9 protein-coding genes and 1 pseudogene are annotated in these 12,145 nt (G+C 72.0%); 4 read left to right on the top strand and 6 right to left on the bottom strand.

Annotation, left to right across the window (positions count from 1 at the left end; genetic code table 11):
- Nucleotides 1-7: 7 nt before the first annotated feature.
- Both ACZ7LV_RS16930 and ACZ7LV_RS16925 read right to left on the bottom strand, forming a co-directional pair.
- Nucleotides 8-1,317: pseudogene (locus tag ACZ7LV_RS16930) on the bottom strand (MFS transporter).
- A 336-nt stretch (nucleotides 1,318-1,653) separates the two neighbouring features.
- Nucleotides 1,654-2,700, bottom strand: a complete 1,047-nt coding sequence (locus ACZ7LV_RS16925) for an AraC family transcriptional regulator (protein WP_471940054.1) — start codon at nucleotides 2,698-2,700, stop codon at nucleotides 1,654-1,656.
- Between the two features lie 71 nt (nucleotides 2,701-2,771).
- Here ACZ7LV_RS16925 and ACZ7LV_RS16920 point away from each other — a divergent pair, with 71 nt between their 5' ends.
- On the top strand, nucleotides 2,772-4,952 hold the full coding sequence (locus ACZ7LV_RS16920; RefSeq protein ID WP_471940053.1) for a SpoIIE family protein phosphatase: 2,181 nt from the start codon (nucleotides 2,772-2,774) through the stop codon (nucleotides 4,950-4,952).
- 23 nt (nucleotides 4,953-4,975) lie between these two features.
- On the top strand, nucleotides 4,976-5,755 hold the full coding sequence (locus ACZ7LV_RS16915) for an SDR family NAD(P)-dependent oxidoreductase (protein ID WP_471940052.1): 780 nt from the start codon (nucleotides 4,976-4,978) through the stop codon (nucleotides 5,753-5,755).
- On the opposite strand, the gene ACZ7LV_RS16910 is transcribed toward ACZ7LV_RS16915, so the two are convergent.
- Nucleotides 5,756-6,733, bottom strand: coding sequence for a helix-turn-helix transcriptional regulator (locus ACZ7LV_RS16910; RefSeq protein ID WP_471940051.1), 978 nt, complete (start codon nucleotides 6,731-6,733; stop codon nucleotides 5,756-5,758).
- A gap of 133 nt (nucleotides 6,734-6,866) precedes the next feature.
- On the opposite strand from ACZ7LV_RS16910, the gene ACZ7LV_RS16905 reads away from it, so the two are divergent.
- A complete protein-coding gene (locus tag ACZ7LV_RS16905) occupies nucleotides 6,867-7,640 on the top strand; it encodes an NIPSNAP family protein (RefSeq protein ID WP_471940050.1) in 774 nt (257 codons plus the stop codon).
- Between the two features lie 15 nt (nucleotides 7,641-7,655).
- Here ACZ7LV_RS16905 and ACZ7LV_RS16900 read toward each other — a convergent pair whose 3' ends face one another.
- The 3 genes from ACZ7LV_RS16900 to ACZ7LV_RS16890 form a co-directional block, all read right to left on the bottom strand.
- A complete protein-coding gene (locus tag ACZ7LV_RS16900) occupies nucleotides 7,656-10,046 on the bottom strand; it encodes an RICIN domain-containing protein (protein WP_471940049.1) in 2,391 nt (796 codons plus the stop codon).
- Between the two features lie 142 nt (nucleotides 10,047-10,188).
- Entirely contained in the window at nucleotides 10,189-10,797 is a 609-nt protein-coding gene (locus ACZ7LV_RS16895) for a DJ-1/PfpI family protein (RefSeq protein ID WP_471940048.1), read from the bottom strand.
- A 143-nt stretch (nucleotides 10,798-10,940) separates the two neighbouring features.
- Complete coding sequence (locus ACZ7LV_RS16890) at nucleotides 10,941-11,606, bottom strand: CBS domain-containing protein (protein ID WP_471940047.1); 666 nt, start codon at nucleotides 11,604-11,606, stop codon at nucleotides 10,941-10,943.
- Between the two features lie 233 nt (nucleotides 11,607-11,839).
- Here ACZ7LV_RS16890 and ACZ7LV_RS16885 point away from each other — a divergent pair, with 233 nt between their 5' ends.
- Entirely contained in the window at nucleotides 11,840-12,058 is a 219-nt protein-coding gene (locus ACZ7LV_RS16885; RefSeq protein WP_401670056.1) for a hypothetical protein, read from the top strand.
- Nucleotides 12,059-12,145 lie beyond the last annotated feature (87 nt).

Here is a 12,145-nt window from a genome sequence, read left to right as displayed (position 1 = left end):
GCGACCGTCATCGTTCGGCCGTCGGCGGCGCGCTCGGCGCCTCCGGCAGCGCCCGTCCCAGGAGGGCCAGCGGGGACGACGCGATCACCACGGGGGACAGCAGCATGCCCGCGGCGGCCGCCAGAAGACCGGCGCGCGACCCCATTGCTCGGCGAGGAACCCGCCGAGCAGGGAGCCGAGCGGGGACAGCCCCATGCCGACACACGTGATCGTCGCGGCCGCCCGGCCCTGCATCCCGTCCGGAGTGACCGTCTGTCGCACGGCCATGAGCGCCACGTTCACGAGCTGACCGCCCGCACCGAACACGAAGCTGATCGCGAGGAGCGCGGCAACCGTCACCGCGGTGGAACCGTGCAGCGCGGGCACGCACAGGAAGACACCGTCGCCGAGTGCCGCCGCGACCACGAGGACGGGGCCGTACCCGAACCGGTGCGGGAGCCGGGCCGCCAGTACCGAGCCGAGCAGCGCGCCCGGCCCCGTCGCCGCGAGCGCCAGGCCGACGGCGGTGCCGGACAGGTGCAGTTCCCGCGGCAGGAAGAGGAGATAGACGGTCATCACGGCCGCGAAGGAGAACTGGAAGGCGGCCGAGGCCAGGCACACGGTCCGTAGCACGGTGTCGCCGACGACGAAACGGATACCCTGGCGGATCCGCCGCCAGATGCCGCACGGCCGCCCCGGGCGCTCGGGCACCGGTTCGACGCGGCGGATCCGGCGGATCGACAGGAACGACAGCGTGAAAAACAGGGCGCTGGAGGCGGCGGCGACCGGCGCCGACAGCAGGGACACCAAGGCACCGCCGAGTGCGGGTCCGCCGATCTGAGCCGCGGACCGGCTGCCTTCGAGCGCGCTGTTGCCCCGCACGAGCTGGTCGCGTCGTACCAGCCGTACGAGGAAGGCCTGGTACGCCACGTCGAAGAACACGGAGAGGGACCCGACGACGAAGGCGGTCAGGAACAGCGCGGACAGACCGAGCCGGCCGCACAGCCCGGCCACGGCGGCGGCCGCCAGGGCGACGGTCCGGGCGACGTCCGCCAGCACCATCACCGTGCGAGTGCGCCATCTGTCCACCCATGCGCCGACGAAGAGCGAGAGCAGCAGGACCGGCGCCTGACCCACGGCGCGCAGGACGCCCAGCTCGCTGCCACTGGCGTCGAGCGTCAGGACGGCGAACAGCGGAAGGACCACCAGAGCCGTGTGCTCGCCGAGTTGGGAGGCGGTCTGCCCCAGCCAGAGTCTGCGGAAGTCGCGGTCACGCCACGGTCCGGACGGGGCGGGGTCGCCGGAGGAAGGGGAAAGCGGGCGGGAGGCGGTCGGCACAGGGATTCCCGGGGTCGCGACAACGAAGCCCGCCACCGGGCACCCGGCGGGTGCGCCGACGGTTCAGGCAGGAGAAGGCTCGCTGTGCCGCAACAGCAGGGGCAGCACGCGATGACGGGCCGCTGGGCCTACGACGTCAACGCGCGCTCGAAAGACCGGGCACCTGCAACTCCTCGGGGTTCGACCAGCCGCACCGGGACTCTAACGTTCCCCGGCCGGGCACGAAAGGGATGTGCGCGCGCCGGGGAAGCGCCGACGCACCGGCGCTTCCCGGACGCATCAGCGAGACGCAGGCGGCCACGTGGTTCGCGCTGCTGAGCACGGAGTCGGGCAGATTCACCGCTGGTCGCGGCCAGGCAGTTGCCCTGCTCCGGCCGAGAGCGGTTCCCTCGCCAGGCGGGTGTCGCGATGCCGCTGCTCCCGCCCCCTGTTGCGCAGTTGTCCGGGGGCGCTCCCGGTGGCCAGCCGGAAGGCGCGGCCGAAGGCGGAACCCGAGGCGTATCCGACGGCGGTGGCGATGGAACCCACGGGACGGTCGGTGTTCGCGAGCAGGTCGGCCGCGAGGAGCATGCGCAGCCGGGTGAGGAAGTCACCGGGGTTCATTCCGGTCTCCCGCGTGAAGTGCCGGATGAACGTGGCCCGGGACATGGAACCGAGGGCGGCGAACTTCTCGATGCTCCAGTCGTACGACGGATCCCGGAGCACGGCCTCGGTCACGGTCCGCACGGACTCCTCCGCCGAGGCGAGCCACACCGCCTGCCCCAGTCCCCGCGTGCCGCGCAGGGCCATCGTCAGCAGGACGTCGCACAAGGCGTTCAGGATGGCGTCGACACCCGGGTCGGCATGGCGGGCCTCTCCCCGCATGAACTCGCTGAGCGGTCCGATCGGTCCGAGCCGCCCGGCGGAGGGGGGATCGACGCGAGCGGTCGCGCCCAGCGGCACATGGACCACCTCGGGAAGCATGTCCATCAGGATCTGTGCCGGGCCGGGCTCCCAGAGGTAGTGACCGCAGAAGAGGTCGACGGGCGCCTCCTCCCCTCCCCGCACGGCATCCGTCGCGCGATCCGCGTCCTCGGCCGTCGCGTTGCCGATCAGTTCGTACGGCCCCGCCTCCCGCCTCTCGACGCCCAGGGCCGCGCGCCGCCCACGGACGTGCATCTTGTGCGCCGTGCCGCGGGGAAGCAGCACCATGTCGCCCGAGACCAGCTCGATCACCCGGTCGGGGAGTTCCAGGTCGCACGCACCGCTCAGCAGGAGGTGGAACGGGGCCCGGCCCTCCTCGGCCGCGTCGTTGGCCAGGGTGTAGCGGCCCGCGAGCAGGCATCGGACGTCGATGTGGCCCTGCAGGCGCGCCAACCGGATCAGGCGGCTCAGTGCGTCCATGAAACGTTCTCGATAGAAATTGCGACATTTCAACCTTGGCCTGTCCGGATGGTGGAGGCAAGGTCGAAGTCATGGACACCTTGCACGTGGAACTCCTCGTCATCGGCAACAGTTCGGGCGGCAGGGCGCTCGCCGAGCGGATGAGCGCCGCCGGGTGCCGCGTGGTCCTCGTCGAGCAGCCCTCGCCGACCGACGGCGGTCCGAGGCCCGACCCGCCCGATCCGCCCCGTCCGCAGCCCGGCCCACCGCCCGCACCACCGCGCGTGCCACCGGCCCGACGTCCCCTGAACAACCCCGCCGACGCGAGCACGGTGACGGTGATCCAGGGGCACGCACGCTTCATCGGCGAGAAGCAGGTGGAGATCCGCACCGGCGTGGGCCGGCTCGTCGTCACCGCACGGACGATCATCGTCGACGCCGGTGCGGAGCCAGCCGTCCCGCACCCCTCGGGCGCGCGCCCCGGCGCGAGTTCCCGCACGCCTCGGGAGGGGACCATGCGAGCCGGGCCGGCCGCCCGCACGACGGTCCCCGGCACACCGCCGCACGGGACCGACCCGGGAGCGGCCGCCGTGCACGCGCTGTTCCACGACTCGTCCCTCAGCATGGCCGTCTGGGACCGCGCACTGCGCTGCGTGTGGTTCAACGACAGCGTGCACGACAAGGAGATCTACCACTGCGGCCCCGAGCCGGGCGGCCACGTGAGCGACCTGTTCCACGTACGGCACCCCGAATTCCTGGAACGCGCCATGACACAGGTCCTCGACAGCGGGGTGCCGCTGCTCGGATACGAACTGTGGCCCGTCCTCGCGGACCCGGCCGAGGTCCGCTCCCACTACTTCCGGGTCTCCCTGGTCCCGCTCGACGGACCGGACGGCAGGCCACTCGGCGTCTGCTCCCTCGCCACGCGGGTGAGCGCCGAGCACGACGGCGGGCGTCACAAACTGCTGTGCGAGGCGGAGAGCCGCATCGGCACCGACCTGGACCCGCTGGTCACCAGCCAGGAGCTGGCGGAGACGGCGTTGCCCGAGCTGGCCGACTTCATCACCGTCGACCTCGTCGAGGCGGTGCCCTTCGGCAAGGAGCCGCTGCGGCACCTCAAGCCCTCCGGCACGGGCACTCCGGGCGTCTACCGCGCCGCCGTCGCCTCCGTCCACGACGCGCTGCGCGCGGCACTGCCCGCACCCGGGACACCGGTCCACATCCCCCCGGCGTCCCCGCTGACCGCCGTGCTGAACAGCGGACGGTCCCACTTCGCGCCCGTCCTCGACCGCTCTCCCGGCAGCCGGCTGGACAGCGACCCGGAACGGGCCCGGATCATCGACCGGGCCGGCATGCACTCCCTCATGATCGTCCCGTTGCGGGCGCGCGGATCCGTGCTCGGCGTCGCCGTCTTCGCCCGCAGCCGGAACCCGGCACCCTTCAGCAGGGCGGACCTGGCGCTCGCCGAGGGGCTCGCGACGCGGGTCTCGCTGAGCCTCGACAACGCCCTGCGGTACGCACGCGAGCGCACCGCGGCACTCGTGATGCAACGCGATCTGATGCCCCAGCGCCTGTCGGCCGGCAGCACCGTCGAGGTCGCCTCCCGCTACCTGCCCGCCGACACCCACGGCGGCGTCGGCGGCGACTGGTTCGACGTCATCCCGCTGTCCGAGTGCCGCGTGGCCTTGGTGCTGGGAGACGTGTTCGGTCACGGCATCGACGCCGCCGTCACCATGGGGCGGCTGCGCGCCATGGTCCGCGCACTCAGCAAGCTGGACGTGCCGCCCGACGAACTCCTCCGGCTCCTCGACGAACTCGTCGTCGACCTCGCCCGCGACCGGGACGACGGCACCCCCGTCCCGACGACGGTCGCGGCGACGTGTCTCTACGCGGTGTACGACGCGACGTCGCGGCGCTGCGTGATGGCGAGTGCCGGCCACCCGCCGCCCGCGATCATCTCGCCGGACGGATCGGTGGCCTTCGCCGACGTGCCGCCGGGGGCGCCCGTCGGGGTGGGACTGGGCTCGTTCGCATCCGTCGCGGTGACGCTGGATGAGGGCACCGCGCTCGCCCTGTACAGCGACGGTCTCGTCGAGGGCGTCGGCCACGACATCGACCGTGGGCTGCACCAGCTGAGGACCGCGCTGGCCCGCGCCGGCCACGACGCCCTGGACGACCTGTGCGTGTCGGTCGTCGACGCTTTGGCGCCGGAGGGACCGGTCGACGACGACATCACCCTGCTGCTCGCCAGGACCCGGCCGTGCGGCGGCTGACCGACCCGGCCCTGGGAGGTTCCATGTCCCGACGCTTCGCGCACAAGGTCGTCCTCGTCACGGGGGCCACCTCCGGGATAGGGCGCGCGACGGCGCGACGCCTGGCGGGCGAGGGCGCGAAGGTCGTCCTGGCGGCCCGCGGACGGGAAGCCGGTGAGGCATTCGCGGCGGACCTACGCTCCGTAGGAGGCGAAGCCGCCTTCGTACGCGCGGACGTGACCGTCGAATCCGAGGTCGCGGAACTGGTCCGGGAGGCGGTGCGCCGCTACGGCAGGCTGGACGGCGCCTTCAACAACGTCGGAGCGCCCACGGCCGAAGGCCCCCTGACCGGGATCGAGGCCGAGGCCTGGCGGGCGGACCTGGCGCTGAACCTCGACAGCGTCTTCTACGGCCTCAAGCACGAGATCCCCGCCATCCGGAACAGCGGCGGCGGCGCGATCGTGAACAACGCATCCGTGTGCGGCGTCGGCGCGCAACTCCGGCAGGCCTCCTACGTCGCCGCCAAACACGGCGTGATCGGCCTCAGCCGGTCGGCCGCGCTGGAGACGGCCGACGCCGGCATCCGGATCAACGCACTGGTCACCGGCGGTGTCGACACCCCGCTGTCGCGGTCGCTGGTGCAGGACCTGCCGGGCCTGGCACCGGAGGACGCCTGGCGCGCGGCCATCGCGATGCACCCCCTCGGGAGGATGGCCGAGCCCTGCGAGGTCGCCGCCTTCACGGCGTTCCTGCTGAGCGACGAAGCCGGCTTCATCACCGGCGCCGCGCTGACGATCGACGGCGGCATGACCGCCCGGCTGTAGTCAGGCGACGCCGTACGCGACGGCCAGCGCACCGACGGCGTCGGCCATGCACCGGCGCAGTTCCGCGGGCGCTACGACCTCGACGTCGGCACCGAGGCGCAGCAACTCGCCGCGGGCGTGCTCGGTGCTCTCCGTCGGGATGACCGCCTCGATCCATCCGTCGTCACCGGCGGCCGTCGCGGTGGACTCGACCGCCCGTACCACCTCCGGGGGAAGGTTGTCGGGCAGCCGCCGCCGTCCTCGGGGGGAAAGGCGGATGGTGGCCGTGCCGGTGAAGCGACGCGACCGGAACTCGTCGAGGTACGCGGCCCAGTGCGCGCCCAGGTCGAAGTCCCGCGGTCGCTCGAACCGCTCGTCGCTCGGCGCCGCATCGAGCACCTGGGTGACGCGGTAGGTCGCGATCCGGCTCTCCGACGCGGCCACGAGGTACCAGACACCGGACTTGAGCACCAGGCCGTAGGGGCGCAGGCGGCGATCCACCTCCTGCGGCTCGCGCCAACGGCGGTAGCGCACGTCCACCGCGCGACCGCAGAGCACGGCATCGACGAACAGCGGCAGATACGGCGCCGGTTCGGGCTCCCGGTACCAGGCCGGGGCGTCCAGGTGGAACACCTCCGCGGTGCGCGCCGCCTCCTCCCGCAGCCCCGCCGGCAGCGCGGCCAGCAGCTTCAGCCGCGCCGCCGTCACCTCCGCGGAGAACCCCAGATCGGCGGCGGGGCCGGGCAGCCCGGCGAAGAACAGGGCCCGCGCCTCTTTCTGGCTCATGCCGGTCAGGCGGGTGCGGTAGCCGTCGAGCAGTTGGTAGCCGCCTCCGCGTCCCGGCTCCGCACGGACCGGGATCCCGGCGTCCTGCAGACGTGCCACATCACGGTAGGCGGTGCGGACCGAGACCCCCAGTTCGTCGGCGATCCCGCGGGCGGAGACGCGGCCACGGGATTGCAGCAACAACAGCACCGAGACGAGCCGGCCGGCAGACATGCCCGCATTCTCCCCGAAAACCCTGACAGCCCCTGACACACGGCTGCTCTAGCGTCTGTCCACGCCCCGCACCGAACGAGGCCCGGGAACCCCCGTGCCCTTCCCCCGGATGACAGACGAACAGGAGCCCGTCGTGCCTTCCCAGGACGCCGCCGTGCCTTCCCGCGATCGTGCCGTGCCTCCCGCGCGCGGCCCCGTCGTGATCGAGCTGCGCCAGTACACGCTGCGTCCCGGCCGGCGCGACGAACTCGTCGAGCTGTTCGACCGGGAGTTCGTAGAAACTCAGGAAGAGGCCGGGATGCTGGTCCTCGGCCAGTTCCGCGATCTCGACGACCCGGACCGCTTCGTCTGGCTCCGGGGCTTTCGGGACATGACGACCCGGCACCACGCGCTGACCGCCTTCTACGGCGGCCCCGTCTGGGCCGAGCACGGTCCGCGGGCCAACGCCACCATGGTGGATTCGGACGACGTCCTGCTGCTGCGACCGCTGTCGGATCCCTCCGGCCTCTCCCTTCCACCGGCCGAGCGTCCCCCCGTCGGCGCCGCCGCGCCGGAGCGACTCGTCGCCGCCACCGTGTGGTCCTTCCGTCCCGGACGTCCCGACGGCGTGGCGCTGCTCCGGGACGGTCTCCTTCCCGTGATCCGTGAGACGGGCCCCGCACCGCTCGCCGTCCTGGTCACGGAGCCCGCGCCCAACACCTTCCCCAGGCTGCCGGTCCGGACCGGCGAGAACGTCGCCGTGGTCATCACCTCGTACCCGGACGAGAGCGCCCGCCTGCGGCACCTCGCCGCCGTGCGGGCCCATCCCCGCGCCCGGGACGGGATCCTGCCGCGTGTCGAGCGCGAACTGACGGCGCCGCCCCGGACGCTCCGGCTGGCGCCGACGGGCCGCTCGCTCCTCACCTGACAGCGTGCTCACGGCTCACAGGAGCCGCCAGAGATGGTCGGCGGTGCCGTTGTCCGCGAACTGCACCACCTGGGCACTGTCGGCGGTGGACATCCGGTCCACGCCGAGGACCTTGCCGCTGTGCTTGTTGCGCAGCCGGAACCAGCCGTCGCCGTCGTCGACGCGGGTCCACAGGTGGTCGGCGGTGCCGTTGTCCGCGAACTGGACGACGTTCGCGCTGTCGGCGGTGGACATGCCGTCCACCCCGAGGACCTTGCCGCTGTTCCCGTTGCGGACGAGGAACCAGCCCTCGCCCCGGTCGACGAACTGCCAGGCGTGATCCGCCGTCCCGGTGTGGGCGAACTGCACCACCCGGGCGCTGTCGGCGAGCGACATGCCGTCCACGGCCAGGACCTTGCCGCTGTGCTTGTTCTGGATGCGGCGGAACGGCGGTTCGGGGGACCACGGCCGGCCCTGCGCGGACGCCGGGGGAAAGGCCGTGATCCGTAGCCGGGCGGCGCCCATCGGGATGAGGGTGACCCGTTCGACGGCGGCGGTCGAGCGGGCCGGCCCGTCCTGCAACGGGGCGACGACGTTCTCGCCGTCGGCGATCCATTCCGGGATCCGGCGGGCGTCTGCGGTGATCCGCACGGGCACCGTCTCGTGGGTGAACGGGTTGTCGGGGACGGGCCCGCCGGTACGCGTCACGGTCGCCCGGATGTCGGAGGCCAGGCCGTAGTTCCACGGGGTGGTGGCGTGCACCTCGTACTCCGGGAACTCGTCGGTGCCGGCATACCGCACGTACCGCTCGCCGATCAGCAGCGAGTACGTCAGCGGCCCGTGGTCGACGCTGACCGCGCCGTGGTTTCCGGGCCAGTTCCGCAGGGTGGTGCGCTGGGGCAGTCGGAGCGTGACGGTGTCGCCGTCGAGCCAGGTCCGGTCCACCCGGGCGAAGGCCGGCCCGTCCGGGGCGGTGACCCGCTGCCCGTTCACGGTGAGACGCGGGCCACGGCACCAGCCGGGCACCCGCAGCCGCAGCGGGAAGGCCACAGGTGTCGAGGTGGCGACGGTGATCGTGACGGTCTCGCCGAAGGGGTAGTCCGTCGCCGTGGTGAGCGTGACGGTCGTGTCCGACGCCCCGACGACGGCGCGCACCTGGCTGGGCGCGTACATGGCGGCGACCAGGCCGTTGTCGGGACTGCCCAGCCACAGCTCCTCGGTGAAGTAGGGCCAGCCCATGCCGTAGTTGTGCGGGCAGCAGCGGTAGTTGTCGACGCCCGGCTGGAACGCCTGCATGGCGAAGCCGTTCTGGAACTGTCCCTGGGTCTTGGCGCGGTTGTCGAGGTCGACGCTGTTGGCGCTGGTGACGTAGTGGACGGCCTTGCCCTGCGGATCGAGTGCGGCCGGCAGCATGTTGAACGCGAGGTCCTCGCACCGGTCGGCCCACACGGGATCACCGGTGATCCGGGTCAGCAGTTCGTGGCTGGCCATGAACTCGACGATGCCGCAGGTCTCGAAGCCCTGCCGGGGGTCCCCGAAGTCCGGTCGGCAGTTCTCGTCCCCGGCGAAGCCGCCGCCCGGGAACTGCCCGTAGCTGCGCAGCACGTCCTCGTAGGCCCGGTACGTGGCGCGGGTGAGTTCGGCGGAGCCGTCGAACTGCGCGTACTGGGCCGGCTCACGAAAACCCTGGGCGATGTTGACGTTGTGCGCACTGGGACTCGCCCCCGTCCAGTTGGCGCCCCAGGTGTGCATCTTGGCGGCGAGTTCCACCAGGAACGCCTCTCCCGTGCGCTCGTGGAGCCAGTGCGCGATGTCCAGCCCGTCGCCCCAGCGGTAGGAGACCCAGCTGGAGTCGAACGCCGACTTGCCCTGCGCGTTCATGAAGCGCAGGAATCGGGTGACGAACGGCACGATCCTGGTGTCGCCCGAGTACTCCTCCCAGGTGCGCAGTGCCATCAGCAGCGGCAGGAAGGGCCAGAAGTCGGGGCCGCCGCCCAGCGAGGTGCGCAGGGCGCGCGGGCCGAAGAACCCGTCACTCGCCTGCGTGGCCACGACGGCGTCGATCCAGCGGCGGGCGTTCGCCAGGGCGGCCGCGTCCCGGGTCGCCACGGCGAGGGGAACGTAGCCGCGTAACCAGTAGGTGACTTCCTCCCAGCCCTGCTTGTCCGGGTTCACCCAGCCGGTGCTCGCGAAGTCCAGGAAGTGCGAGCGCTGCTCGTAGCGGCCGAAGAGGCCGGTCAGCAGCAGTCGGAGCTGGCCGGCCAGCCAGCCGCGCGCGGTGACGCTGCCGGCCGGCAGCTTACGGAAGGCGTTCTGCGCCGCCGGCGGCGCGGCGGCCGAAGCCGTCGGCGCGAGGCGGACGTTGAGCGTGACGGCACCCAGCGCGAGGGCGCTCGCGGTGAGGAAGGCGCGACGGTCGACGGTCATGGGGGAGCTCCTGTCCGGGCGGAGGAGAGGGGAGCGTGCCACGGTCGTTCCAGGCTCTGTATATCGTTGTAAAGATTGGTTGCTGACATGACAACATCTGGAGCGGGGGCACGTCCAGATGGGGGACCGGGGCGGTGCCGCGTCAGCGCAGTGCGGCTTCGCCCGCGTGAACGGCGTGCAGGGCGCGCGCGACCGTCTCCTCGTTCTCACCGACCGGGGCGACGTAGTTGAGGACACCACGCGCGGCGTCCTCCCCGAGGGTGCGGGTGATCACCCACGTGGCGAGGTACTGCGAGGCCAGGCACCCGCCCGCCGTGGCGATGTTGCCCTCGCTGTGGAACGGCGTGTCCAGCACGGTGACGCCGCGGGCCTCGACGAAGGGCCGGGTCTTGATGTCCGTGCAGGCGGGCATGTCCTCGAGGAATCCGAGCCGGGCGAGCACCAGCGCGCCACTGCACTGGGCGCCGACCAGCTGGCGCGCGGGGTCGAGTCGCAGCCGGGAGATCAGCTCGTCGTCGGCGACGACGTCCCGCGCCTTGACGCCGCTGCCGATCAGCACCACGTCGGCCTCGGGCAGGAACTCCATCGGGCGCTGCCCTGTGACCTCGACGCCGTTCATCGACGTGACGACCGGCGTGGGAGTCGTGATGAAGGCCTCCAGGCCGTCCTTGCGGCACCGGTTGATCAAGGCGGAGGCGATGAAGCTGTCGAGCTCGTTGAACCCGTCGAAGGTGACCACCGCTACCTGCATCACAACTCCCTCGCCTGCGTCTCTCGCCCGCTTCTCCGCCGTGGGGATCCGGGCGCCCTCCGCCCACCTTGACCGGTCCGCTTGCAAAAAACAAGTGCCATTCCGGGGGGGGGGGGGGTGAGCGGCGCCGCGGACCGGACATGTCAGGTACTGAGAGGTGCCGCGGCGTCGGTGTCGGGCTCGCGCAGGGGGCGGAACTCCACGGCGACGACGCCGTCGACCGTGCGGCACAGGTCCTCCAGGGCGGGCACCGTCAGTTGCGAGGAGAGCCGTCCGGTGAGGATGACGTGTCCGTGCGTCACGTCCACCTGGACCGCCGAGGGGGCCTGGCCCAGCGTCTTGACCAGGACCTCCTCGACGATCTCGGTACGGATCGCCTGATCCTTGCGCAGGAAGACCCGGAGCAGGTCGCTGCGGCTCACCACGCCGATCAGCCGCTGGTCGTCGTCGACCACCAGCAGCCGCTTGATGCCGTGCCGTGCCATGACCCGGGCGGCCTCCACGACGCTCCAGTCCGCACGCGCGCACAGGGCGGGTGACGTCATCAGTCCCGCGGCGTCGGTCGCCAGCGCCTTGTCCGGCCGTGGGGGGACGCCGGGCGCCGTCGCGTCGTCGTCGTGGCCGCCCCATATCTTGTGCAAGAGGTCGGCCTCCGAGACCACTCCCACCGGGCGGTCCTCGTCGTCCACCACCGGCACCGCGGTGATGTCGTACTCCTGCAGCAGATGAGCGATCTCCTTGAACGGCGTACCGCCCTGCACGCGCACGACGGCGGCGCTCATCAGGTCGCGGACCAGCAGGTGGTTCATTCGGGCCCGTCCTTCTTCCGACCGTCGCGGGAAGCGTCCAGTGGCGCCTGGGTGATGCGTCCGACTCGCATACCTCCACTGTGCCGGACGCGCCGTCCACCGGCGACGAGTGATCGTGGCACGCCCGACACGACACCCGAGGCGTGGTGCCCGATATGTCAAGTTTTGTGTGTATATGATCACACTCCGTAGTCGAGCCAGGCGTCCTGCCTGGACGAGAAAGGGTTTGCATCATGCGCAAGATCATGCGTGCGGCGGTCGTAGCCGTGGCGGTCGCGGGGCTCTCCACCTTCGGTGCCGGGGTCGGCTTCGCCGGCGAGGAAGAGGGTGCCCCGCCGGTCATCGCCGAGGCCCACTCGTCGGCCGACGCCACGGCCGTCGGTGGCGACTTCGTCATCGACCCCGAGGAGGAGAAGCACGGCGGCGAGCACCACGGCGGCGAGGACGAGTGACCTGGCGCCGCGCCTCTTCAGGGACCGACTCGGCCTGAGCGACCGCGTAGGCGACCTTCCCGGCCCCGGGCGCACACCCCCTCCGCG

The organism is Streptomyces sp. NPDC107562 (assembly GCF_055657325.1).
This window is presented reverse-complemented; position numbering and strand designations above follow the sequence as displayed.